This window comes from Haloferula helveola, assembly GCF_037076345.1.
In the GTDB taxonomy this organism is placed as follows: domain Bacteria; phylum Verrucomicrobiota; class Verrucomicrobiia; order Verrucomicrobiales; family Akkermansiaceae; genus Haloferula; species Haloferula helveola.
In genome coordinates, this window is the sequence record NZ_AP024702.1 from 686,356 (window position 1) to 712,105 (window position 25,750).

At 64.5% G+C, this 25,750-nt stretch carries 18 protein-coding genes; 15 read left to right on the forward strand and 3 right to left on the reverse strand.

The genetic code is table 11. The features are described 5' to 3' along the window. The first annotated feature begins 52 nt into the window (after nt 1-52). Together HAHE_RS02295 and HAHE_RS02300 are read left to right on the forward strand one after the other, a co-directional pair. On the forward strand, nt 53-2,851 hold the full coding sequence (locus HAHE_RS02295) for a S8 family serine peptidase (RefSeq protein WP_338688228.1): 2,799 nt from the start codon (nt 53-55) through the stop codon (nt 2,849-2,851). Beyond that, nucleotides 2,815-5,487 (forward strand): CHAT domain-containing tetratricopeptide repeat protein, encoded by a 2,673-nt coding sequence (locus HAHE_RS02300; RefSeq protein ID WP_338688230.1) that lies wholly within the window; start codon nt 2,815-2,817, stop codon nt 5,485-5,487. The genes HAHE_RS02295 and HAHE_RS02300 overlap by 37 nt, the downstream gene beginning before the upstream one ends. Here HAHE_RS02300 and HAHE_RS02305 read toward each other — a convergent pair. Then, a complete protein-coding gene (locus HAHE_RS02305; protein ID WP_338688233.1) occupies nt 5,410-6,528 on the reverse strand; it encodes a hypothetical protein in 1,119 nt (372 codons plus the stop codon). The genes HAHE_RS02300 and HAHE_RS02305 overlap by 78 nt on opposite strands. Nucleotides 6,529-6,613: 85 nt before the next feature. Here HAHE_RS02305 and HAHE_RS02310 point away from each other — a divergent pair, with 85 nt between their 5' ends. The 4 genes from HAHE_RS02310 to HAHE_RS02325 all read left to right on the forward strand — a co-directional run bounded on the left by HAHE_RS02310 (nt 6,614) and on the right by HAHE_RS02325 (nt 10,624). Further along, complete coding sequence (locus HAHE_RS02310; protein ID WP_338688235.1) at nt 6,614-7,534, forward strand: hypothetical protein; 921 nt, start codon at nt 6,614-6,616, stop codon at nt 7,532-7,534. Nucleotides 7,535-7,573: 39 nt separating this feature from the next. Then, the gene (locus HAHE_RS02315; protein WP_338688236.1) at nt 7,574-8,161 is read left to right on the forward strand and encodes a hypothetical protein; all 588 of its coding nucleotides are present in this window, start codon (nt 7,574-7,576) and stop codon (nt 8,159-8,161) included. Between the two features lie 70 nt (nt 8,162-8,231). Beyond that, complete coding sequence (locus tag HAHE_RS02320; RefSeq protein WP_338688238.1) at nt 8,232-9,866, forward strand: ABC-F family ATP-binding cassette domain-containing protein; 1,635 nt, start codon at nt 8,232-8,234, stop codon at nt 9,864-9,866. Nucleotides 9,867-9,964: 98 nt separating this feature from the next. Continuing rightward, nucleotides 9,965-10,624 carry a GDSL-type esterase/lipase family protein gene (locus HAHE_RS02325; protein ID WP_338688239.1) on the forward strand — a complete coding sequence of 220 codons (660 nt, stop codon included), beginning with the start codon at nt 9,965-9,967 and terminating at the stop codon, nt 10,622-10,624. A 6-nt stretch (nt 10,625-10,630) separates the two neighbouring features. On the opposite strand, the gene HAHE_RS02330 is transcribed toward HAHE_RS02325, so the two are convergent. Then, nucleotides 10,631-11,017, reverse strand: a complete 387-nt coding sequence (locus tag HAHE_RS02330; protein WP_338688241.1) for a hypothetical protein — start codon at nt 11,015-11,017, stop codon at nt 10,631-10,633. Between the two features lie 118 nt (nt 11,018-11,135). On the opposite strand from HAHE_RS02330, the gene HAHE_RS02335 reads away from it, so the two are divergent. The 3 genes from HAHE_RS02335 to HAHE_RS02345 all read left to right on the forward strand — a co-directional run bounded on the left by HAHE_RS02335 (nt 11,136) and on the right by HAHE_RS02345 (nt 16,766). After that, a complete protein-coding gene (locus HAHE_RS02335; protein ID WP_338688243.1) occupies nt 11,136-13,649 on the forward strand; it encodes a pitrilysin family protein in 2,514 nt (837 codons plus the stop codon). A gap of 170 nt (nt 13,650-13,819) precedes the next feature. Continuing rightward, complete coding sequence (locus tag HAHE_RS02340) at nt 13,820-15,376, forward strand: FG-GAP-like repeat-containing protein (RefSeq protein ID WP_338688245.1); 1,557 nt, start codon at nt 13,820-13,822, stop codon at nt 15,374-15,376. 163 nt (nt 15,377-15,539) lie between these two features. Continuing rightward, nucleotides 15,540-16,766, forward strand: coding sequence for a mechanosensitive ion channel family protein (locus HAHE_RS02345; protein ID WP_338688247.1), 1,227 nt, complete (start codon nt 15,540-15,542; stop codon nt 16,764-16,766). Between the two features lie 6 nt (nt 16,767-16,772). Here HAHE_RS02345 and HAHE_RS02350 read toward each other — a convergent pair whose 3' ends face one another. After that, nucleotides 16,773-17,672, reverse strand: a complete 900-nt coding sequence (locus tag HAHE_RS02350) for a YihY/virulence factor BrkB family protein (protein WP_338688250.1) — start codon at nt 17,670-17,672, stop codon at nt 16,773-16,775. 190 nt (nt 17,673-17,862) lie between these two features. Here HAHE_RS02350 and HAHE_RS02355 point away from each other — a divergent pair, with 190 nt between their 5' ends. The 6 genes from HAHE_RS02355 (at nt 17,863) to HAHE_RS02380 (ending at nt 25,398) form a co-directional block, all read left to right on the forward strand. Beyond that, nucleotides 17,863-19,485 (forward strand): esterase/lipase family protein, encoded by a 1,623-nt coding sequence (locus tag HAHE_RS02355; RefSeq protein WP_338688253.1) that lies wholly within the window; start codon nt 17,863-17,865, stop codon nt 19,483-19,485. 176 nt (nt 19,486-19,661) lie between these two features. Next, nucleotides 19,662-22,481 carry a pyruvate, phosphate dikinase gene (ppdK, locus tag HAHE_RS02360; protein WP_338688256.1) on the forward strand — a complete coding sequence of 940 codons (2,820 nt, stop codon included), beginning with the start codon at nt 19,662-19,664 and terminating at the stop codon, nt 22,479-22,481. A gap of 176 nt (nt 22,482-22,657) precedes the next feature. Beyond that, on the forward strand, nt 22,658-22,846 hold the full coding sequence (locus HAHE_RS02365) for a hypothetical protein (RefSeq protein ID WP_338688258.1): 189 nt from the start codon (nt 22,658-22,660) through the stop codon (nt 22,844-22,846). 35 nt (nt 22,847-22,881) lie between these two features. Next, on the forward strand, nt 22,882-23,238 hold the full coding sequence (locus tag HAHE_RS02370) for a hypothetical protein (RefSeq protein WP_338688261.1): 357 nt from the start codon (nt 22,882-22,884) through the stop codon (nt 23,236-23,238). Between the two features lie 82 nt (nt 23,239-23,320). Then, on the forward strand, nt 23,321-23,827 hold the full coding sequence (locus HAHE_RS02375; RefSeq protein WP_338688262.1) for a sigma-70 family RNA polymerase sigma factor: 507 nt from the start codon (nt 23,321-23,323) through the stop codon (nt 23,825-23,827). Next, nucleotides 23,824-25,398: a LamG-like jellyroll fold domain-containing protein gene (locus HAHE_RS02380; protein WP_338688263.1), complete on the forward strand. Its 1,575-nt coding sequence runs from the start codon at nt 23,824-23,826 to the stop codon at nt 25,396-25,398. Before HAHE_RS02375 ends, HAHE_RS02380 begins: the two co-directional genes overlap by 4 nt. The last annotated feature ends 352 nt before the right edge of the window (nt 25,399-25,750 follow it).

Consider the following 25,750-nt stretch of genomic DNA (forward strand, 5'->3'; position numbering starts at 1 on the left):
AAATTCCCTACTTCTTTTCCAAACCCCTACCCCTTCTCCGGTTGAAGACCCGATGAGACTCGTCAACAGCCTCTCCCTGATTCTCGCCGGCTCCGCGTTCGCCCAGCAACTCGAGTGGCAGGCTGCCCTCAGCGCCTTCGCCGACACCTCGGTCTTCACCTCCATCGAGGCGCTTCCCGATGGCGGCGCCGGCGTCCCCGCGCGGGCCTTCGCCTGCGGGCACTTCGTCGATGACTTCAACATCGGTCCCGGCGCCCCGCTGATCAACCCGGCCGGGCGAGACGGCATCGTCTTCCGCATGACGAACACACCGCCGTGGGATGTCGCATGGAAAGCCCAGGCCGCCTCTTCCGACACGGTCATCCTCCGTGACCTGTCGATCGACCCGGACGGCGAGGTGCTGGTCTGCGGATTCTACGTCGACAACGTTCAGTTCACCGGCTCGGGACTATCGTTCTCCAGTCCCGGCGACACCGTCGGCTTCGTCGCCCGGCTCGACCCCGATACCGGTGACTGGCTCGACGCCTACGAAACTCCGGGAATTCTTCCGGTAAGCCTGGTCGCAGGCCCTGCCGACCAAGCCGTCATCACCGGCCCCGGCACACTCGCGGCACGCTTCGACTCCGGCTCGCAGACATGGTCGACGCCGGCACCCGCCGCCACCGACAGCTGGCATCACATCGCCGTCGATCCGCAAGGCGAGTTCGCCTACGTCCTCACCGAACTCCCGCACGCCAGCAGCAACGACATCTCGCTCGACAAGCTCGACCTCGGACTTGGAGGAACGATCTGGAAGCGCCGCATGGGCAGCCCGGGCGTCGACACGCCGGGCGGCCTCGATGTCGCACCCGACGGCGACATCCGCGTGACCTGGGCGAGCAACCATCCCCAACCCCGGTTCGAAGCCGACCCGGTCCCTGGCATCCCGAACATCGCCGCCACCCACAGTTCCATCGGACGGATCCACCCCGACGGGTTCCCGCTGTGGCTCGCGCCGGTCGGGATCGCGCAGGCGCCCGGGGTCTTGACCACCTCTGACCTCGACATCGACGCCGCGGGAAATGCGTGGCTCGCGACGCGATTCAATGGCAACTGGTTCATCGAGGACCAGGTCGAGACGGGAAATGCGGACTCTGCCTTGGTGGCGGTCGACGGCACCGGCGACTTGTACGACTTCCACCGTAGCACTGGCGCTGCCACGGAAAACGCCAACGCGGTCGCCGCACCGGTCCGCGACCTCGCCATTCTCGTCGGCGAGTATTCGGGAAACGGTACCACCTTCGCCCCGTTGCCCACCTTTCCCAACCAGGCGAACCCACAGGGCTTCGTCGCGATCGCCGCACCGGTCCCGAACCAGCAGCTCTACGTTTTCCGACCGGCCGGCGGCGCTCCTCCCACCCTGCTTCAGCTCACCAACCTGCTCGAGCAGAGCGGCCTCCAGACCTACGTCACGGTGGCCAACAGCAGCACCGAGATTTCGGTGTCCGCCTACGCCACGCCGAGCCAGATCAACGACCTCGACCCCAATCCGAACCTCACCTGGGAACTCGAGTCGTTTCTTGCCGCCAACGGCACGAACACTGACGCCGGCTGGGCTCTTGCGCGCCTCAACGACCCGTCTTCCCCCAGCCCCTACACCTTCGACTTCCCCGACACCGGCGGCGAGGTGGTCGTTTATCTGATCGATACCGCCGTCGACGAACTCGGCGGCTGGTTCTCCGCCAACTCCAACCTCAGCATTGCCGGTTCCACCCTGATCCGCGGCGCGGGCGACCCAACAACTTCCTCGACCTTCGAACACGGCACGCAGGCGCTGTCCGTGATCGCCGGCCCGGACAACGGCGCCGCCGCCGGCACTCCGATCATTCTGGTCAACTACGACATCTACCCGGACGGGATCACCACCACCTCGGCCCTCCTCGCCGATGCGATCCTCGAGGTGCTCGACGATCACGCCGACAACTACCCGTGCACTCCGGCGGTGATCGGGATCGCATCAAGCTCCACCGACGTCGCCACCAGCGCCTCGCTCTCGATCGCGATGTCGCTCGCGACGGCCGACGGCATTCCGATCGTGCTGTCCGCCGGAAACGCCTCCGACGACGCGGCACTCTACGTCCCGCAGGCCTACGCCGGGGCGGGCATCCTCTGCGTCGGCGCTTCCGACCTTTCGAACATCGCCACCTCGATCTCGAACTACGGCTCGCCGGTCGACCTCCACGCCCCCGGCGACGCGGTCCGCTCGGTGCTCTACACCGCGCCTTTCTCCGGAAGCTACGACACCTTCACCGGCACCAGCGCCTCGTCCGCTCTCGTCACCGCGATCGCGGCCGTGCACCTGTCGGTCAACCCATGGCAGTCGCCGACCGAACTCGAGGCCGCGATCCTTGCCGAAACCTCATCGGGAACGATCGATCTCGCGCAGCTTTCCTCCGGCGGTCCATCTTTCAGCGGATCCTTCACCGCATGGGCGAACTGGCACGGACTTGCGACCGTCGACACCGCCGCGGACTCAGACGGCGACGGACTCGACGACGGACTCGAGTTCGTTCTCGGCTTCGACCCCTGCACCAGCGATTCGCCCTCACCGCTCGACATCACCTACTCGGGCGGGACGTCCGAGATCTCATTTACGATTTCCGCCGTACTTCACGACTCCTCCAGCCCGGGCACCCTGCGCGATGGCACCACCTGGGAAATGACCTCGTGCACCGATCTCTCGAGCTGGTCGACCGCGTCCGGCTCGTATTCCTTCGGCAGCAGCAGGGCTTCCCGCATTCCCGTGACCCTGACCGACACGCCCACCACCACCTCATGTTTCCATCGGCTCGAGATCTCGTTTGCGCCCTGATTCTGGCGCTCGCGTTGTCGGCCCACGCCGATCTCGAAGCCAGCCTCGGATCCGGCGACCTCGCCGCCGCCGAAGCCGAACTCGAAGGACTGGCAGCCGATTGGGAAGCGGCACATGCAGCCGATCCAACCGAGGAGAACCGGGAACAATGGGCGGTCACGCTCAGTGCCTTGGGCACGATCGAGCGGGCGCTCGGCCTCCCCGACGAAGCCCGCGCCCATCTGGAAAAAGGAATCGGACTCGCCGTCCAACCCGCGACGAAAGCGAACCTGAAAGAAACTCTCGCCCTGACCCTCGCCGACCTCGGTGACCCTGCCAAAGCCGAAAGCCTGCTCCGGGAATTACTGGCATTCCACGCCGAGTTGCCCGAACCGGGCCGCAGCGAAGGAGTCGCTCGAATCCAGGAACAACTCGGACTCATCCTTCTCACACTCGGGCGCTACGAGGAATCGGGAGAGCTTCTCGAGTTCGCTTTCAAAGCCACCCCGGAGAACGACAACGCGAATCTCGCACGGCGGCACGCCCGGCTCGGTCGATACCACCACACCTTGGGCAGTCACCAGCGCGCCATCGACCACTTCAGCGCCGCGCTCGAGATCGTCCCGGAGGCTGACGGCGAGTTCCGCATCGCACTGACATCCGACCTTGCCCTCGCCCGACTCCGCCTCGGTGAGATCGATCTCGCCGGCCAAGGATTCGCACAGGCCGCCGACCAAGCCCGCCGTCTCTATCGCGACAAGCGCCCGACCTTCGCCATTCCCTACATCAACAACCTCGGCACCTTCGCGATGAGCGCCGGGCAGCCCGAGGAGGCGATCGCCGCCTTCACCGAGTGCATCGAGATGCTGGAGGCTGCGAGCGGGACCGACGATGCTTCGCTGATCGGACCGGTTCACAACCTCGGCGTCGCCCGTCTCGAAACCGGAGACTACCCCGAAGCCCGACGTCTTCTCGAGCGCGCCACCGCACTCCAGACGGCCCACCTCCCTCCCGGACACCTGCGGGTCGCCGAGACCGCACGCAACCTCGCCCGCTGCGCCCTGCTCAACGCCGATCCGGACGCGCCGGAGCTGATTGATCGCGCATCGGCCCTTGGGCTCGATCTCCTCGAACGCCTCGTCGCCCACGGCACCGAGACCGAAAGACTGAACTTCCTCCAGCGCATCGATTTGCTTTCGCTGCCCTGTGCCGGCGGCGATCCCGCGATTATCGCCCCGCTGCTCGCCGCTTCCAAGAACCGGCTCTTCGACAGCCTCCTTGGGGAAAAGGACACCGCCCCCGGACCCGATGCCGCCGAGATCGGCAACGCCCTGCCGCCCGGTTCCGTCTTCGTCGATTTCTGCCGATACGCTGAAACCACTGCGGATCCCGTACTTCGCTACGGCGCCATCGTTTACGCCCCTGACCTCCCGCCTGCATGGACTCCTCTCGGAACCGAGGAAGAACTGGCGGACTGGCTCTCCGCCCTTCGCTCCCGCCTCGACTGGAAGGCGGACACGCTCTCCGGCAATGATCGTCCGCCTCCTCCTTTGCAACTTCGCGGCATCCTCCGCGAACTCCACCGGTCGTTCATCGAGCCGCTCGGTCTCCCGGATTCGTGCTCGACCGTGATCGTCTCGCCCGACGCCTCGCTCCACTTCCTTCCCTTCGCCGCGCTCATCGATTCCGAAAGCGAACTGATGTGCGAGCGCTTCGACCTGCTGGTCAGCATCGGCAGCGCTCGCGATTTCCTGGGAACCGCGCCGACCCGGCGCCTCGACAGCGCCCCTTGGCGGCTGGCTGGTGTCACCCGCTTCGAACCGCGCGAGACTTCCGGATCCACCAAACTCGACGAGATCCTCGACCACCTCGACCCGCTGCCGGGCACCCGCGACGAACTGCGGCGGATCGGACGTCTCGCGCCCGAAGGCAGCGTCACGCTCACCGACGACGCCGTCGCCGAGCCCAATCTCATCACGAAAGAGATGCCTGCCGCCGTGCTTCATCTCGGCACGCACTCATTCTTCCTCGACGGCCCGCACGACCCCCTCTCTCCGATCGACTTCGACCGCTCGGCCGATCTGCTTTTCTCGTCCGGGATCGTACTGCCTCGCGCTGCCCGGCGCTCTCCGGACGCACCCCTTCTCGATCCGGCGGACGACCTCCTCTTCCCGCGCGAGATTGCCGCGCTCCCCCTCCATGGCACCCGTCTCGTGGTGCTTTCGTCCTGCCGATCCGGTGCCGGAACCGCGCTTGCCGGCGAAGGAGTGCTCGGTCTGCAACGCGCTTTCCAACTCGCCGGCGCCCGTGAGGTGCTGGTCGCGCTGTGGCCGGTTTCCGACCGGGCATCGCCCGCATTCATGGAAAGCTTCTACCGCCTCTCCAAGCACTCCGACCACCCGGCCCAAGCCCTGTGGGAGACCCAACGCCGGTTCCTGACTCAGCCGGTTGACGACTTCGAGACCGCCGTCCTCCACGCCGCACCCTTCGTTATCGTCCAGAACGGCCCGCCACTTCCACTTGCCGAGCTACCGCCGGAAACGACCTCCCGTTTCCCGTGGAAGGCGCTGCTCGCCAGCCTACCGCTCGCGCTTTTTGTCGCGGCTTGGTTGCGCCGTCGATCCGCCGCGCATGCCGAAAAACGACTGGCGGGTTAGCAGCTTCGGCTTCTGACGGCTCGCCACCGTCCTGCGCTTGGCGCGGTCGCGTCCCGAATCGGCGGAGGCCGTCATCGGCGCCTCGACGCTCAGCTCACGTGCCTTGCTCGCCACGCTGCCGTCCGGACGACGAACTTCCGGGAGTCGCGACAGCGAAGAATTCACCACACCGATCTGGTCACCATCGTCTCCGCCGAGAATCACCCCGTCGTTGTCGAAGTCGCCCGTGACCTGGAGGATCCCCTGAATCACTCCCGTGCCTTCGTTCAGCACCGTCCCACCGGGACCGACTTCGAGGAAAATCTTGCCGCTCGCACCCGGCGTCTCGAGCCGACCCGCATTCGCGACCTGCTGGACACCGACCAATTCGAGCGTCGCCGCGCGGCTCGTTCCGAGATGCAGCACGAGACCGGTGCCCATCGATGAAAGTCGCTTCTGCCCGGAATCGGCCACATCGACCCGCGAACCACCACCAACCCTTACCGCCTGTGACGCATCGATGGTGGCGCCGCCGCGGATCCGCACGATCTCGCCGGCCATCACCACATCGCCACCGGTCGCGCGCACCTGACCGTCCACCGTCAGCCGTCGGGAACCACCCGCCCCGCCGTCGAGCGCGTACGCCCCGCCCGAGAAGTAGTCGCCGGCACTCTCCAGTTTTAGTGCCGAAAGCGTCACCGACGCCCCCTCCACGAGGCCGTCGACTTGCAGGCTTCCGCCGTCGGCGAAAAACCCGATCGCGCCCTCGGCACTCACGCTGCCGTCGATGCGGTGAGTGCCCCCCGCCGACAGCAGGTTCACGACGCCCGACGAACCCTCGAAAATCAGCTCATCCCCCGCCCCGACCCGCAGCGAACCCCACGAAAGCACGGTGTCGCCGGTCAGCGTGTAAACCGTCCGCTCACCGAGCGGCGTGGTGGTGCTCTGCCACGTCGCGGAACCGGGCGTGAGCAGCTCCGGACCTCCCGGTGAGCCGGGAAACAGGTCGCCCGACACCAGCGTCGGCGTGACCATCGAAATCCACAGCAAGGAGCGTCTCATGCCCATCCCAACCGCAGTCCATCCGCGCCGCTGTCAAAATTCAAATTTCAAATACCCCGCATCCACGTTCTTCTACCCGCGACTCATGAGCGAACTCCGTCCGTTCCTCCAAGCCTGCTGGCGCGCCTGCTGCCAGCGCGCACGGCGTCCTGTCGAGGGCGTCCTTGTCGAAAAGTCACTCGCGGTCAGCGTCGCCGAGCGTGCGCTGCGGAATGCCGCCATCGATGCCGAGGACCCCAGCCAGCCGAAGTTTCTCGCCGCCGCCCTCGAAGAAACCGGCCGCCACGCCTCCGGCACCGTCGCCGCCGAACGGACGAGTTCCGCGGACCCGCAGCGGCATCACGATCCCGCCGACCCGCGGTATCCGGAGAACCTCGACCTCGACCGTCTGCAGCGCCACGACGCCGATCGCGGCTTCCACGACTCGGAGTGGAACCAGCTCCCGTCACTGCTCCGCCCGCTCGCCTACGCGCAGTTGGCGAAGAAAGACATCCGCCCGCCCGATGCCGAGGACCTGTTTCTTGAGATTCTCACCGAGCTCGCCCGTCCGCGCGGCAGCGACAACCGCGCCCCCATCACCGACCTGACCGTCTTCGAGGAGATCGTCCCCTACCAGAGCCGGATGCTGCAGTTCCGGTCGATCGATTTCCACCGCCGACGCTCGGCCCTGCGGAACCAGACGAATACCGGACCCAGTCTGGATGCCTTGGCCGACGATCCCGATCGGCCGATGCAGTTCGCCGACCCCGGGACGGAAGGCGGCGCTCCACCGCGATTCGAGGAGATCTACGCCCAGTGCGAGGAGGCCCTCGAACCCGACGAGTGGCGGTTGGTCTTCGACCTCTACGTCGCGCAATCGGTCACCATCCAGGATCTGGTCGATGACCCGGAATTCACCGACACCCTCGGCCTCAAATCCGGCGCCTCGGCATCGACGCGGCGGCGGGCGATCAACGCCCGGATCGAGACCGCCTTGGAAAAACTTCGCGATTGTCTGCTTCCGTGAAAATCCGCCCCGCCACCTGCGGTTGAGGCCGCATCCGCCATGAAAGACGAACTTCCCGAACATCTCCGCCCGGTGCGCGACGCACTGATGCAGACGGCCCACGGCAGCGAGCCCGAGGATTTTCCCGAAGCTTCCGAGGAACTTCTCGATGACCTTGAGGAGAAGCTGCGGGGCCGCATCCCCCAACGGGCGGCCAAACCGGCGGTGCCGTGGTATCAACAGGTGATGAGCTTCCTCGCCACCCCGGCCTTCGGTGCCGTGGCGGCGCTGGTCGTGATCCTCTTCTTCGCCGCGCCCCTGTTCACCGGACCCGACCGCTTCCGCGATCCGGGTGACGGCTCCGGATCCACCGCCCGCATCGTCCTCGTCGGCGCCGACCAAGGGACCTTCGATTCCCTCTCAAGCGACGGGCTGATCGATCCGGCATCGGTGGTCCGGACCGAAGAAGCGTCGGAGGCCGAATCGGTCGAACCACCCAAGCTGATTGTAGATTTCAAGGCGGGCACGCTGCGACAAGTCCGGGCCGACGGCACCGTGGTCGACTCCGACCTCCCCGAAGATCCGGCTCTTTTGCCGGGCGCCATTGCCAAGTCACTGAGATCGCTCGACACCGCCGAATCACCCTGAGCTCCGCCCCATTTCCGAGTTCGGAGGATTCGGGATTGATGATTTCCCGAAGCCACCCTACCCCCGACGCGTGCTCAGCATCCACAAGCTCACCAAGGTCCTCGGCGGCCGCACCCTGTTCCGCGACGCGGAGCTGACCGTCAACTGGGGAGAACGCATCGCCCTCGTCGGTCCGAACGGCGCCGGCAAGTCGACGCTCTTCAAGATGATCCTCGGCGAGGAGGACATCGACTCCGGGACGGTGGAGCGCGACGAATACGCGATCGTCGGCAGCCTTGAGCAGGAAGCGGGCGATCCGGGCGACGAGACGGTCCTTGAGATCGCGATGGGCATCAATCCGGAGATGGTCGGCTACCTGCGCACCATGCGCGAGCACGAGAAGGCCGGCACGATCGAGGCGAAGGAATACGCGCACGCCCAGGACCAGTTCAATCTGCACAACGGCTACCAGCTTGAACCGAAGGCCAAGAAGATCCTCGCCGGCCTCGGCTACAAGCAGGACGACTTCACCCGCCCCGCCTCCGAATTCTCCGGCGGGTGGGTCATGCGCGCCTACCTCGCGCGCCTGCTGGTGATGGAGCCCGACCTGCTGATGCTGGACGAGCCGACCAACCACCTCGACCTCATCACGCTGCTCTGGTTCCAGCGCTACCTGTCGAATTACCCGGGCGCCATCTTCCTGATCTCGCACGACCGCGACTTCATGGACGCGATCGTCGAGACGGTCGTCGAGATCGACCCCGACGCCGCCGAACTGATCACCTACACCGGCAACTACTCGTCCTACCTCGAGCAGCGGGAGAAGACCTACGAACAGAAGGTCCAGGCCTACCGCAACCAGCGCAAGGAAATCGAAGGCCACCAGGAATTCATCGACCGTTTCCGCCAGGTCGGATCGAAAGCCGCGCAGGTCCAGTCGCGGATCAAGTTCCTCGAAAAGCTCGACAAGATCGAGAAGCCCCGCGCTCCGCGCAAACCCTTCAAGTTCACCTTCCCCCAACCGGAGCGGTCGAACCAGAAGGTCGTCGAGCTCAAGAAGGCCGACTTCTCCTACGGCAACGACAAGAAGATCTACGAAGGCCTCGATCTCACCGTCGAGCGCGGCGACAAGATCGTCTTGGTCGGCCCGAACGGCGCCGGCAAGTCCACCCTGCTGAAGATCCTCGCCGGACAACTCGAACTGACGGGTGGCGAGAAGGAGGTCGGCTACCTGACCAAGCTCGGCTACTACTCGCAGCACCGGTCGGACACGCTCAACGAATCGAACCGCGTCCTCGACGAGGTCATGGATTCCTGCCCGACACTCCGCGAGGAAGACGCGCGCGCCATCCTCGGCTCGTTCCTGTTCCGCCGAGCGGATGTCGAGAAGCGCTGCGGCGTGCTGTCCGGGGGCGAGAAGTCGCGTCTCAACCTGGTGAAGTTCCTCGTCGACCCGCCGAACCTGCTACTGATGGACGAGCCGACGACCCACCTCGACATCCTTTCGATCGACTCGCTGGTCAACGCGCTGAAGTCCTACGAGGGCACGCTCGTCTTCATCTCGCACGATGTGCACTTCATCCGCCACCTCGCGGAAACCACGCTGCACATCAGCCGGTCGGAAGACGACTCACACAGCATCCTCACCCGCTACACCGGCGGCTACGACTACTTCCTCGAGAAATCCGGTCTCGACGACGACCGCAGCGCCGTCACGGCATCATAAAGGAGCGGCGTCTTCCAGGCGCCGACCTTGGACATGGCGGTCTCCTGACCGCGCACTTTCCCTGAATCTTCAGGAGAAGCGCCACGTATCGCTCCCCCATGCTCCGCCTCATCGCCTTCCTCGCGCTCGCCGTTTCCGCCATCGCCGCCCCCGATCCCGACCCGGCCCGCTTCGCCAAGGAGATCGACGCCTTCGATGCCCAAGACGCGAAGTCCCCTCCGAAGAAGGGCGGCATCGTCTTTGCGGGATCGTCGAGCATCCGGATGCTGAAGCTCCCGAAGGTTTTTCCCGGCATCGAAGCGCTCAACCGCGGCTTCGGCGGCGCCCATATCTCGGACATGAACCACTACCTCGATCGCGTCCTTCTGCGCTACGAACCGTCGACGGTGGTGTTCTACTGCGGAACCAACGACGTCTGGGCCAAGAAGCCGCCGGAGCAGGTCGAAGAGGACTTCAACGAACTGCGCGAACGCCTCTTCAAGCGCTCTCCGAAAGCGGAACTGATCATCCTGGCCATCCGCCCCAGCCCGGCCCGCAAGTCGATCCTCGAGATCGAACGGACGATGAACGGACGTTTCGCCAAAATCGCCGACGCCGACCCGCGGATCACCTACGTGCCCGGCACTGCCGACCGGTTCATCGAGGAGGACGAAACCTTCGACCGCTCGCTCTTCGCCAAGGACGGCCTGCACATGAGCGACAAGGGCTACGAAATCTGGAAGGAACTCATCACCCCGCTCCTCCCGGAAGCGAAGTGACCCGCCTCACACCGTCCCGAGCAGAAACGCGAGGACGAACACGCCGGCCGAAATCACCAACCCTGCCCCGAAGATCAGCAGGCGTCCCCTCCCGATCGACTCCCCCTTGCGGAAGATCGCGCGGAAGTAGAGTTCCGCGGCCGGACCGAGCAGGAAGGCCATGTTGGCGCCGATCGCGATGATCACCGCCTCGATCACCGCGAGAACCGGCGGCATGCCCTGACGGCCGATCCACACCACCATCACCAGGATGCCGGGAACCAGCAGGATCAGGTTGTAGGCGATCCGGAGCTTCTCCCACCCCTTCACGATGTCGACAAGGGCGTGACGGTCGAAGATCCCCGCACCCGGATCATCATCGCTGCGCGGCGGGCTGTAGGGATTCTCGCTCATGCTCCGCCGCGGAGTTAGAATCCGGGCTCTCCCCGGCACAACCGAAATCCCGTGCCGGGCCGGCCAACCGGAATTTCCGCTTTCCGATCCGCCGACTTTGCTCCCTGTTCAGCGGCGCATGGATTTCCCGCCGACCACCGCCTCGCTCGACACGCTTGCCAACGGCCTCTCCCTGATCCTCGACCCGTCGGACGACGCTCCGGTCGTGAGCGCCCAGCTCTGGGTCGAGACCGGGTCTATCCACGAAAGCCGCCTGCTCGGTTCCGGGCTGTCGCACTTCCTCGAACACATGGTCTTCAAGGGCGCGGGAGAATTCGGCCCTTCGGAACTTGCCGAAACCGTGCAGGCCGCCGGCGGCCACTGGAATGCCTACACGACCTTCGGCCGCACGGTTTACTACATCGACGGCCCCTCGACCGGCCTCGGCGACTTCCTCCGCGTGCTGACCGCGATGGTCTTCCGCCCCCACCTGCCCGAGTCGGAGTTCGAGCGGGAAAAGGACGTGATCCGGCGCGAGATCGACATGGGACTCGACGACCCCGACGACCGCGCCCAGCAACTGCTCTTCTCCACCGCCTTTGTCCGGGATCCCCGACGGCATCCGGTCATCGGCCACCGGCACCTCTTCGACGCCATCACCTACGATGACCTTCGTAGTTATCACGCCGGCCGCTACTCGCCCGACCGGGCATGCCTGTGCATCTCGGGAGCTTTCGACGAGACGGAGACGCGCTCCCTCGTCGAGTCGCTCGTTGCAGGCATCGAACGCGTCGGCGGCGAGGACCCCTTCCTCGCCGAGGACCCGTCCCAACTCGGTCCCCGGAAGGCACGCGACACTTTCGCGATCCCAAGTTCGAAGATCTCGATGACTTGGAAGGTTCCGCCACTCGGCCACCCGGACGTCCCCGCGCTCGACCTCGCCGCCGTCATGCTCGGAAAGGGTCGCGCCGCCCACCTTTACCGGTCACTCCGGCAAACCCGCGAGCTCGCCCTCGACATCTCCGCGTGGTCCTGGACAGGTCCCGCGCGCGAAGGGCTGTTCGGTGTTTCGGCGGAAGCCGATCCCGGAAAGCGGGACGAGCTGGTGAAGGCGGTGCGCGAGGAACTCGCCGCCTTTTCCCAATCCGCCCTCGAAGACGATCTGGCCCGCGCCAAAAGGCAGGTTGCGGCATCGCAGTTCCGCTCGCTCACGACCGCCTCCGGCCGTGCGACCGATCTCGCCTCCAACTGGCACGAGGCACGCGACCTCGATTTCACCCGCCGCTATCTCGGCGAGCTCGAGAAGGTGAACGCCGCCGACATCCGACGGGCGCTCGCCCGACTCGTCGAGTCGGGCGAAACCCTGACCATCCTCGACCCGGAGGACGCTCCGGCGCCATCCACCTCCCGGCGCGGCCGCAAGACCGCACCGGAAGCAGAGACCTTCACGCTGGCCAACGGCACAACCGTGGCCCTTCTGCCGAATCCGAAGGTTCCGGTGATCGCCATGCAGGCGGCGGTCCGGGCCGGTGCGGCATCCGAGACCAAGGCCACCGCCGGTCTCAACCGGCTTCTCGCCGCCACGCTTCCGCAGGCGACCCGGCGTCACAGCGCCGAGGAACTCGCCGACAAGCTGGAGTCACTCGGCGCATCGGTCGGCGCCAGCGCCGGCAACAACTCGCTGCTCGTGCAACTCGCCGGTCTGAGTCCGGACCTCGGCACGCTCGCTCCCCTGTTCGGCGAGATTCTCGCCGAACCGGCATTGGCCTCGGATGCCATCGACCGCGAACGGTCATCCCAACTGTCAGCCGTCCGCGAAGCCCTCACCGACCCGCTGTCCGTCGCTTTCCGGCAACTCCGCGCCCACCTTTTCGGCTCCCACGGCTTTGGAGTTCCGACCCTCGGCGAGGAGGACTCCGTCGCCGGCCTCGACCGCCTCACGCTCGCCGCCCATCATTCGCTCCACTTCCGCGGTCCGAACCTGACGGTCGCCCTCGCCGGCGATTTCGATCCCGCGACTGCCAAAGAGATCCTGGCGGAAGCGCTCGATCCCATCCCGGGTGGAGACGCATGGCACCCGGATCCGTCCGAAGTACGGGATCCCTCGGAGCAAGTATTCCACCTTCCGAAGAAGCAGGCCGTCCTCGCACTCGGCTACCCCGGAGCGGCCGCGCTCGGACCGAACCGTCACGCGCTGCGCTTTCTCCAGGAATGGTGCAGCGACATGGCCGGTCCCCTTTTCACCCGGATCCGCGAGGAACTCGGGCTCGCCTATCAGGTCGGCGCCACCCAGTTTCACGGCCACGATACCGGGCTCTTCGCCTTCTACATGGCCACCGATCCCGGTCAGATCGAACTCGCCGAAGAAGAGCTCCGCTCGCAAGTCGCGTCCTTCGCTGCGGAAGGCATTCCGGATGACGCCTTTGAGCGCGTCCGTTCCACGGTGCTCTCGGCCAGTGCGCTCGACCAACAGTCGCCCGGCGCTGTCGCCCGTCACGCCGCGATCGACCTGCTCTTCGGCCTTCCGGCGTGTCATCACCGCGAGCTCCCGGAAATCTACGCGGCACTCACTGCGGAGGAAGTCCGTGATGCAGCCCGGGATCTTCTGGCCCATCGCCAGCCGGTGCTGATCCGGGTGACTCCGGAAGCCTGAGTCCCAATCGGCCTTCCGCACCGACTCCTATTCCACCGCGCAAACGGTTCGGCAGGGACAACCGTGCCTGCCAACTCACTGATCCTTAATATTCAACATACCTTAACATTCAGGCTGACTATTGACTTATTTTAAATTTTTAGGCTACCGTGGTGATCACCCTTACAACCATGAAAACGCCTCATCTCTCCCTGATGGCGGGTTCTCGGAAAGCGCTCGTCGCCCTCGCCGGGATCCCTGGAATCCTCGCACTTCAATCCGCCGAACTTGAGTTCTCACTCGCACCCGCGAACCAGAACTTCCTGCTCGGCACCAGCTTCGCCGCGGTCGGCGATCGCGACTTCGACGGCATCGTCGACTTCGCGGTCGCCGACCCCGGCGCAAACGTTGGAGGCGCTTTCTTCTCCGGGACGGTCTACCTCGTCAGCGGAGCGGACGGACAGATTCTCCACGAATGGAGCGGGACTCCCACCCCTTCCCAAAGCTTCGGTTCCGCGATCGCTGCTCTCGATGCCGATGGCGACGGAATCGCCGATCTCGCGGTCGGCGCGTCAGGACAATCGTTCGGAGCTGGCGCTCTCTCGATTTTCTCCGGAGCCGACCATGCGCCGCTACTCCAACTGCTCGGACCATCCTTCTCCTACTACGGCTCGGCTCTCGCGCCGGCTGGCGATCACAACGGCGACGGCTGTGAGGACCTGTTCGTCGGTGCTCCCCGTGCCAACGGCGGGCTCGGGTCTGTGGAACTACTCTCCGGGGCGGACGGAGCCAGTCTGTGGACGGTTTCTTCAACTAACGCGGCGAGTTCGTTCGGCATGACCCTTGCGACCGTCGGGGACATCGATGGCGACGGAAAACCAGATGTTGCTGTCGGGAGTCCGGACTACCGCATCGGGGGTCGTGTGAGCCTGATCCGCAGCAGCAACCGCAGCGAGGCCGCCCAGATTACCGGTGTCGGATTCTATGACCGCCTCGGCAGCTCCCTGAAGTCGGTGGATGATGTGGATGGCGACGGCTACCCAGATCTCCTGATCGGTTCCTACTCCGGCGGCGCGTGCTATGTGGCATCCGGCGTCGATCTCTCGATCCTCGTGGACCTTTCGATCCCCACCCAACCGGCCTTCCAACCGCTGGTGGCGGGCGGCAGCATCGACATCGACGCCGACGGAACTTCCGACTGGCTCGTCGGTTCGCCCGGTTTTGAAGTCGACGGCTTCGAAACCTTCGGAGGGTTCCGGGTGTTTTCCGGAGCCGACCAATCCGTGATCCTTGCAGAGAACTCGGACCTTGCCCGTTCGGGTCTCGGCCTTTCGCTGGCGGTCCTTCCGGGCTTCGGTTTCGCCGTGGGTGAACCGTGGCTCGTCGACCCGCTTTCCGGAGGTCGGGGTGGAGCGCATTTCTGGAGCGTGGCGAGCGATCCCGATTCGGACGGAGACGGCATTCCCGACAGTCAGGACGCGGTGCCGAACTCCAACGTCGGTCCGACCATCGCCGTCCAAGGCGGCGAAAGCGGGGTCGAAAACCGGATCGGCGAGGACGGAACAACGCTCGCCGACCGCTTCGACGCCCTCCCCGGACCGGAGGAACTCGGCAACCAAGGTCGATACGTGGCCTCGCTCGCCGATCTGCTGAAGGAACTCCAGGAAGAAGCGCTGATTTCGAAGGATGAGGCAAAGGCCATCCACAAGGCGACGGTTCAGGCGCTCGCGCATCGCGACCGGGACTGACACCCTGCCGGCCAAAGCCGATCTTCGCGCGACCCGGGCCTCACCGCCCGGGTCGTTGCGTTTGCCGCAGAGGACTCCCGGCCGGACTGGCCCGGAATCCGCTTGCGTGGCTACTGATCGGAGGTTCTCTGGAGCCTCTCAGGTCAAACTCGACACCGTTGCCATGTTCACGAAGCCGCTTCTCCTCCTCTGCTCCCTTTCATTGCTCATCACTCCGCTCTTCGGCCAAGACGAGCCGGCAGCCACCACGGTCGGCGACCCGACCATCGAGTTGCAGACGCTGAAGTATGAACTCACTCCGCTGACCGTCGCGGATCTCGAAGTCGAGGCCACCGCATGGCGTGACCTGCTCAAGGCGAAGTCGACGGAAATCGCCAAGGCACAGATTTCCTCCGGCGCCGGCGACAGTCCGGAAATCGAGGTGCTCCGGAAGGAGGAAGACGAACTCATGAAGCGGCTGAGCACGGTCCTCGACTCATGGGAGGCAAAAGGCGGCGACCCCGAGGAAATGCGCGCCTACCTCGTCGCGATCAAGGGCGCCGAGATGAATGTCGACAACCCGACCGGATTGATTTCGGCCTTCCGCCGCTGGCTCCAAGCCGAGGACGGCGCGGTGAACTGGGTCAAGAAGCTCTGCATCTTCGGAGTGATCGTGCTGATATCCGCGATCGTCGCGTCGTTTGCCGCCAAGCTGGTCTCGAAGGCCATGGACAAGCACAAGGGAAGCTCGCAGCTCCTCGACCGCTTCGCAGGCAAGGTCGTCCGTCGCGGCATCCTCGTCATCGGCATCATCGTCGGACTCGCCACACTCGGCGTGAAGGTCGGCGGCCTGCTCGCCCTGATCGGCGGCGGCGCCTTCATCATCGCCTTCGCCTTGCAGGACACCCTCAGCAATTTCGCCAACGGCGTGATGCTGATGATCTACCAGCCCTTCGATGTCGGCGACGCGGTCGAGATCGGTGGCGTTTCCGGCAGCGTCGATTCGGTGAGCCTCGTCAACACGACGATCCGCAGCTGGGACAACAAGATCATCCTCGTTCCGAACAAGAGCGTGTGGGGCCAGACGATCACCAACATCACCGGCGCCGACACGCGGCGGGTCGACATGATCTTCGGCATCAGCTACTCGGACGACATCGACAAGGCGCACGGTATCCTTGAGAAGATCGTCTCGGAAACGGAACTCGCCCTGGAAGATCCGGCACCGGTCATCCGGATGCACGAACTTGCCGATTCGTCGGTCAACTTCATCTGCAGGCCGTGGGCGAAGACCTCCGACTACTGGGCGGTCTATTGGGCCATCACCAAGCGCGTGAAGGAGGAATTCGACGCCAACGGCATCAGCATTCCGTTCCCGCAAACCGACGTGCACCTGCACCAGGCTGGCTGAGACACTTCAAAGCCCCTCGACCGAAGCCTCGGACTTGCTGACGACCGGTGGCAAGGAGTCGAGCGGGCGCATGCCGACCCGCACCAGCACCGCGCCGGCGAAGAGAACCATCGCATTGTAGTAGATCCAGATCTGCACCACGAGGAACGAGCCGATCACTCCGTAGACGCTGAAGTTGCTGCCGAACGAAAACAACCCCATCAGCGCGCTGCCACATTCCCAGAGGGCCGCCGCGCAAAGGCTGGCGACGAGGCAGAGCTGGGTCCTCGGCCGCTCCTTCGACAGGAAACGGTAGAGCAGGAAAAACACCAGTGTGTTGACCGCGATCCCGATCAGCGACGATCCCACCCACGAAAGGCTCGCCGTGGCGGGAAACCACTCGCGCAGGACGCCGTTCACCAGCCGCATCGTGACGCCGGCGAGGAAAACGAGGATCACCACAAGTCCGGTTCCGAAGAGCATCGTCAGGGAGCGCAGCCGAGCCACCGCCATGCGCCGCAGGGCCGCCGCCAGACTCTTCGGGGTCTTGCGTTGGCGGACATCCCAGATCCGCATGAACCCTCGGTCGATTTGGAAAAACACAACCGAGGCCGTGAACAACAGCATCACCCCGGCAACCGGGCCGGTCACCAGCGCGCCGGAACCGACCTTGCCCAGGATATGTCCCAACGCCTCGCCCATCTGCGGGGAGACCTGCTGGGACAGGGTGGCGATGATCTGCTCCTTCGCGTCACGACCTCTCTCGACGAACGAGAAGAAATAACCGACCCCGGCGATCAGCGCCAGCATCAGCGGAAAAAGCGAGAGCCCGGCATAGAACGCCACTCCGGCCGCCAGAGAGGCGCACTCGTACTGCAGCCACGCCTTCCCGGCCTCAGCCAAACGCTCCTTCAGTTTTTCCCACACCTCCCCACCCTAACGGCATGCCGGAGTCGCACAAGTGACGGCTGGCCCGTTCGGATGATTCGACATTTGACACCGGCCGCGAGGTCCCCTTTTTGGACGATGTTCCGAAAACGAACCGCGACCCCACCCAATGGCCCCGCACTTCAGAACCGCCCTCTTTGCCCTTCCGTTCGCAATTCTCACCGGCTGCGTGGCACCGATCTCCGTGCACGAAGGGACGGCGAATCCCGCCGAGCCTAAGACGGTCAGCGTGGAGAAGCTGATGGCCACGGCCGATTCGGAGCCCGATCCGATGACAGCAGCCGGGCGCACTCTCGACGCCCTCCGCGTGGCCGCACGAGCGGTGGTATCGGGCAAGGACAGCGCGATTCCGGAATACAATTACCTGACGGGACGCCTCATCGACCACCTGATCGCGGCCGGTGTGAGCCCTTGGCAGAAGTCGCTCGAAGTCGAGTCGGGATCGACACGCTATCTCCTCCGGGGAACCGAACCTGCCGACCTCAAAGACCCCGGCCGCACCTTCGTGACTTGCGACCGCCTGAGTTTCACCGGTCGCTACGCGCGCGAGGAAGCGGTGAGTCCGGGCATCGGAGCACCACTCGTCGCATTCCTCTCGAAGAACGGTCAGAACCTTCGCAAGAAACAGCTCCCCTACCGTTCTGTCACCGCGGTGGTCCGCTTCAACGGCAACGAGGCGACCGTCGACCTGCTCGATCCCTACGAGTCGCTTGAGGTGCGGGTCGGAGGACGGACCCTTCCGCTCAAAGCCGACTTCGGATCCAACATCGCCTACGGACTCTCCAAGGAACGCATCGACAAGCTCGGGCTCGCCCGTCTGATCAATCCGTCCCGATACGACGACACAGCGCGGCTGTTGATGGTCCAGCCCTACGATCCCGACCGAATCCCGGTGCTGTTCGTCCATGGCCTCCAGGACACGCCCGCCTCGTTCGCCCCGATGTATTTCGATCTCATGGCCGATCCGGCAATCCGGGAGAAATACCAGTTCTGGGCCTTCAGCTACCCGAGTGGCTATCCCTACCCGATGCCTGCCTCGCTGCTCCGCGAGCAACTTGACGAAGTCGCCGCCCTCCACCCGGGCCACAAGGACATCGTGATCATCGGACACAGCATGGGAGGACTGATTTCGCGGCTGATGGTTACCGACGTCGGTGACGGCATCTGGCGCTCGATGTTCGGCACGGCACCGTCGGAAACTTCGATCAGCGGCTACAGCCGGGAGCTCCTCGAGGACTCGCTGCTCTTCAACGCCCGAAACGATATCGACCGAGCCATCTTCATCTCCGCCCCTCACCGCGGCAGCGAGCTAGCCACCAACATCATCGGTTGGATCGGAGTCAAACTCGTCCGCTTTCCATCCACCCTCGCCGACCTTCGAAACACGTTGGTCACCTCCCTCAGCCTCGATGCCTCGGGTTTCCAGCTCGACCGCTTCCCGAGCAGCATCGACACGCTCTCGCCGACCAATCGCTTCGTCCGCCTGATCAACGAATACCCGATCCGCTCCACGATCCCCTACCACACGATCGTCGGCGACCGCGGCAAAGGCGACACCCCCGACTCCAGCGACGGCGTGGTTGCCTACTGGAGTTCTCACCTCGATGGTGCCGTCTCGGAAAAGGTCGTTCCCTCGGACCACAGCGCCCACCAGCACCCCGAGGGCATCGAGGAAGTGCGCCGCATTCTGCATCTCCATGCCGGCATTCCTTACCGAGCCAACCGCAACCTCGAGGCCCCGCCCGAGAAGGAGCCCTTCCGCCCGCTCGGACGTCCCCACGGCCGCCGCTGAGAAACGGCCGGTTTCCGGCCCCGGCGGAAGCGTTCCGGTGATGACGGGAACCGTCGGAACTCGTTCATTGACACGGGTTTCCCGCTCCCTAAGCTCCGCGCGTCCGCGCCGGAGGGGTCTACACTTTGCTCGCGCCGCCGGTATTTCCACGGAAGCAAACACATCCACCACACAAGATGGCTACACGCAAAAAGACCGCGAAGAAGGCGGCGACCAAGGCTGCCGCGAAGGCACCGAAGTACGTTTACACCTGGGGCAACGGCAAGGCCGACGGCAACGGGAAGATGAAGGCCCTGCTCGGCGGCAAGGGAGCCAACCTCGCCGAGATGACCCGCATCGGTCTCCCGGTCCCGGCCGGCTTCACGATCACCACCGAGGTCTGCACCTACTACTACGACCACAAGAAGACCTATCCGAAGGTCCTCCGCGCCCAGATGGAAGCCGGTGTGGCGAACATGGAGAAGATCATGGGTTACAAGTTCGGCGACTCCGAGGGCTTCCCGCTCCTCGTCGCAGTCCGCTCCGGCGCCCGTGACTCGATGCCGGGCATGATGGACACCGTCCTCAACCTCGGCCTCAACGACGCCACCGTCGCCGCCCTCGCCAAGGCCACCGACAACGAGCGTTTCGCCTGGGACTGCTACCGCCGTTTCATCCAGATGTATGGCGACGTCGTGCTCGGCGTTCAGAAGCGTCCGAACGAGGACCACGAGCCGTTCGAACACGCGATCGAGTCGTACAAGCACAAGGTTTACGGCAAGGACATCGTCGACTCCGACCTCACCGCCGAGGACAACAAGAATCTCGTCGACCTCTTCAAGAAGCTGGTCAAGACCCGCACCGGCCACGGCTTCCCGGAAGATCCGTGGGAGCAGCTCGAAGGAGCCGCCGGCGCCGTCTTCAGCTCGTGGATGAACGACCGCGCGATCGTTTACCGCCGCAAGTACGGCATCCCCGCCGAGTGGGGCACCGCCGTCAACGTGCAGGCGATGGTCTTCGGCAACACCGGCACCAACTCCGGTTCCGGCGTGGCCTTCACCCGTAACCCCGCCAACGGTGAGAACGAGCTCTACGGTGAGTTCCTCGTCAACGCGCAGGGTGAGGACGTGGTCGCAGGTGTCCGCACTCCCGACCCCGTCTCGGGCATGGCCCAAGCTCTGCCGAAGGCCTACAAGGAACTCCTCAAGGTCCGCCAGATCCTCGAAAAGCACTTCAGGGACGTCCAGGACGTCGAGTTCACCATCCAGGACGGCAAGCTGTTCATGCTTCAGACCCGGAACGGCAAGCGCACCGCCGCCGCCGCGCTGAAGTTCGCCGCCGACATGGTGAAAGAGAAGCTCATCGACTGGAAGACCGCGGTGCTCCGCAACCCGGCCGACCAGCTCGACCAGCTCCTCGCCCCAGTCTTCGACGCCGCCGAGGTGAAGAAGGCCAAGGTGGTCGCCAGCGGTCTCCCGGCCGGCCCCGGTGCCGCTTCCGGCAAGATCTATCTCAACGCCGACCGCGCCGAAGCCGCCGCCAACAAGGGCGAGAAGGTTCTCCTCGTCCGCGTCGAGACCTCCCCGGAAGACCTTCGCGGCATGATCGCCGCCGAGGGCATCCTGACCTCGCGCGGTGGTGTTTCCTCGCACGCCGCTCTCGTCGCCCGCCAGATGGGCAAGGTCTGCATCTGCGGCGCCGGTGGCGTCGAGATCGACTACGACAAGAAGACGGTCAAGGCCGGTGGAAAGACCTTCAAGGAAGGTGACTACCTGTCCATCGACGGCACCGCCGGCACCGTTTATGGCGGTGAGCTCGCAACCGAGCCGTCCGAGATCATCACCGGTCTCATCCAAGGCAAGAAGGCCTCGCAGAAGACCGAGAAGTTCAAGAACTTCGTCCAGCTCATGGAATGGTGCGCGCAAGCCACCAAGCTGGGTGTCCGCACCAACGCCGACACTCCGGAGCAGGTCAAGACCGCGGTCGCCTTCGGCGCCCAGGGCATCGGCCTCACCCGGACCGAGCACATGTTCTTCGAAGGTGACCGGATCGACGCCATGCGCGAGATGATCCTCGCCGACAACGAGCCGGCCCGCCGCAAGGCGCTCAAGAAGCTCCTGCCGCACCAGCGCAAGGACTTCTTTGGCATCTTCAAGGCCCTCGACGGCAAGCCGGGAACCATCCGCCTGCTCGACCCGCCGCTCCACGAATTCCTGCCCCACACCAAGGAGCAGCAGATGGACCTCGCCCGCAAGCTGGGCGTGAAGGTGGAGACCATCATGCAGCGCGTGCACGACCTGCACGAGTTCAACCCGATGCTCGGCCACCGCGGCTGCCGCCTCGCGATCTCCTACCCGGAAATCGCCGAGATGCAGGCGCAGGCGATCTTCGAAGCCGCCGCCCAGTGCGTGAAGAAGGGTATCGAAGTGGAACCGGAAGTGATGGTCCCGCTCGTCGGCTACGCCCGTGAGCTCGAGCTTCAGGTGGAAATCATCCACCGCGTCGCCAAGGAAGTGATGAAGGCCAAGGGCGTGAAGTTCAAATACCTCGTCGGCACCATGATCGAAGTCCCCCGTGGCGCCGTCACGGCCGATGAGATCGCCAAGCACGCGCAGTTCTTCTCCTTCGGCACGAACGACCTCACCCAGACCGCGCTCGGCGTCAGCCGTGACGACATGGGCTCGTTCCTGACCAGCTACACGGAGAACGACATCTATCCGAAGAATCCGTTCGCTTCGCTCGACACCACCGGCGTCGGCCAGCTCATGGAGATCGCCGTCGAGAAGGGCCGCAGCACCCGCCGCAGCATCAAGCTCGGCATCTGCGGCGAGCACGGCGGTGATCCGGATTCGGTGAACTTCTGCCACAAGCTCGGACTCGCCTACGTCTCCTGCTCGCCCTACCGCGTGCCGGTCGCCCGCCTCGCCGCCGCCCAGGCCGCGATCAACAGCGGATCCGTCCCGCGCGCCAAGAAGGCGACGAAGAAGAAGACCGCCCGCAAGGCCGCGAAGAAGTAATTCGGTAAGGGTCGGACACCCTGGGCCGACCGCGGACAAGCCCCGACTCCGTCGGGGTCCCTACCTCTCAAAGCCGCCCCGGATCTCCGGGGCGGCTTTTTCGTTTTCCGAACCATCCACATGTTTGTCACCGGCGACGGCTCCTCCTTCGAGCGGATCGGATTCATGGTTGGATCATGTCCCGCCCGTCTTCTTCTCCAACGCAAGCCGGACCCAACGAATCCGGAGTCGATGCGATCGTCCGCCGCTTCATCGAGCGCCATTCCGATCCCGACACCTCAGATTTCGGAAAGGGGAAATCCGGTGAGGAATTCCCCCTCGAAGAACTGATCGCAGACGATCCGGCGGACGCCGAGGAGTCCTAACTCGACATCGCGGCGAACGACGGGAAGCTCGTTCCGTGAGCCCCGACTTGGATGAAGAGCTTCGGACCGCGGCGGTCGCCGCGGGTGTCGGACGCGGAGAGTGCCACATTTTCCTCTGCGCGGATGCCTCGAAGCCGAAGTGCTGCGACCCGGCGGTCGGTCTCGCGTCGTGGGAGCATCTGAAACGACGGCTCGCCGCCCTCGGACGCGGTGCGCCACTCATTCTCCGATCCAAGGCCGACTGCCTGCGCGTCTGTGTCCGCGGCCCGATCGCGGTCGTATACCCGGAGGGTGTCTGGTATCACTCGTGCACTCCGGATGTCCTCGACCGAATCATCGAAGAGCACCTCGTCGGCGGCCAGCCGGTGGAGGCCTTCCGGCTTCGCACCTGAGAATACGGAGCTCATCCTCCGCGAATTCCCCACCTAACTCTTCGTAACCTCCGCCCCACAGGCGGTATTTTGTTGAGAAGACATGCAAAACGACGAGTTCGCGCGTGAGATCACCGGAAGCCAGCAACGGCTCTTCGGCTACATCTTCTCGCTGCTCGGTGACGAGGCCGCCTCATGGGACGTGCTGCAGGAGACGAACCTCGTTCTCTGGCGGAAGCAAGCCGACTTCCGCGCCGGAAGCAACTTCGGCGCGTGGGCTTCCACGGTGGCCCGTTTTCAGGTCCTCGCGTATCTACGCGACCGGTCACGAGACAAGACCAGCGTGCTGACGGCCGAGGTTTTGGAAGCCCTTGCCGCCGAAGCTGAACTCGCAGACGGCCAGTTCGATGGCCGTCGCGACGCCCTGCGAGATTGCCTCGCCCACCTGAATGGTTCGGAACGTTCGTTGATCCGGCGCTTCTACCATGAGCGTCATTCCACCCAGTCCATCGCCGAGGAAAGCGGAGGCAATCCGAATTCGGTGAAACAAGCGCTCTTCCGCGTCCGAAGAAAGCTGGCACACTGCATCGACCAACGGCTGGCGACATGAAGAGCTTTCCCACTCCCGAACACCGGCGTCGCTGGATAGAGAACCTGCTTCTCGATCTGAGGGAGGGCCGCGCCGGGGACGAGGATGTCTCGAACTTGCGCGAGTTGCTGCTGGACGACCCCGATGCCCGCCGGGACTACATCCGAGCCAACCAACTCGACTGCCTACTTCAGAGCGTGCCGGCCGTGCAACAGCGCCAAAAACGGCGTTGGATCCTTCCCACCGCCGCTCTCGGCGCCGCCGCGGTTCTGACGGTCGCCTTGGTCGTCGGAAACCGAACGGGGGACCGGCATTCACCGGACACCGCCAATGCCGACCCCGCTTCCGTGAGCTTTGAGATCGGAGAAAGCTTCAACGCGGTCGCCGACGGCAGCGAGCTCGCCGACGCTGGCGAACTCGGTCCCGGGGAGCACTCTCTCCAATCCGGACTGGTGGAGTTGAAACCTGCGCCCGGAATCACCCTCGTGATCGAGGCTCCTTCCCGGTTTTCCATTTCCCATACAGGGGGACTCAAGCTGCACCAGGGACGCGTCTGGTTCGAGTCCACAGCCAATGCCGGACCGCTCCGGCTCACGGTTGCCGACACCCGCTTCCGCGGCTTCCCGGCTACCCAATTCGGTGTCTCGGCTGACGGAGACGCCGTAGTCGCCCATGTTCTCGACGGCAAAACTTCCTTCGCCATCAACGAGGCTGCCGAGCAGGCCTTGAAGGGTGGCTTCAGACTGCGTGCCGGTATCGTCGAACTTGCCGACGAGAAGGATTTCGACGCCTATGCCGCGACTGCCGAAATCGCACGCCGTCGCTGGGAAGTGCATTTCAAGAGGATGGTCTCGCACCCCGACCTCGCGTTCTACCTTCCGTTCACCGATTACCGATCGCAGGGCAAAGTCCTCCCCAACGAAGCGATCAACGGCCCGGAGCTTCCCAAGTCGGTCGTCTACGGGGCAAGCCGGGTCAGCGGCCGTATCGAAGGCAAGGGTTGCCTGCTTTTCGATCGGCCGAATGACGCCGTCGAGGCCCGCCTCGATGAGCCTTTCGAAAGCCGCGGCTTCACGATCGCTCTGTGGCTGAATGCCTCCCACTTTTCCAATCGGATCAATTCCCTCGTCACATCGATCGGTTGGGAGCACGGGGACATCCACCTACAAGTTACCGAAGAACGCCGTGTGGCATTGGGCATTCACGAAGCGGCAGCATTTCAATCGCCTCGCGGGACCGTCTCCTCCGGACGCTGGCAGTTCATCGCAGCGACCTACGATCCGGCTTCCGGAAAAGCCGCGCTTTTCGTCGACGGAAGAAGCATCACCCTAAGTCTCCGTGATAACGGTATCCCGCGCCGGGGCGCGACGCCAAACTTCGGCGACTTCCAGATCGGCTCGTGGAGCGAAATGACCCGGGCCAGTTACGAGACCCCTCCGGGCACAAGTCTTGCAGACGGAAGCACTCGCCCAACGATATCCCGTCTTTCCCAGCGGCGCCGCTTCGAAGGCAGAATTGACGAAGTCCTAGTCTTCCGTCGCGTGCTGAATTCCGACGAACTCGCCCGCATCTACGAGGAGAGCAAACCCTGACGCTTCCTTACGACCGGGCCCGAATCGGAGTTGTTTAAGGTCTGGATACGGCATCCAGTGGAGTCACTCCGACATTTGGGGAATCGATTGCCCCGTATTGGAGGGGCCTACCTCGTCTCATAGTAGGGCGAGTGCCAGCGTCAGTTTCGCGACGGAATCCAAAAAAGATCCACAGATTTCGTAACCGCAGGAACGGTCACGGTATCTTGATCGAAGGGATGATTACTTCCCACCTCCCCATGTCTTCCGTCACCTATCCACCGTCTCCCCGACCTCTCGTCTTGGCCTTAGGGGTGTATCTCTGCTGTTCCCCATTTGCGGGTGCCGCAGTCATCACCTGGGGTTCCGCAAC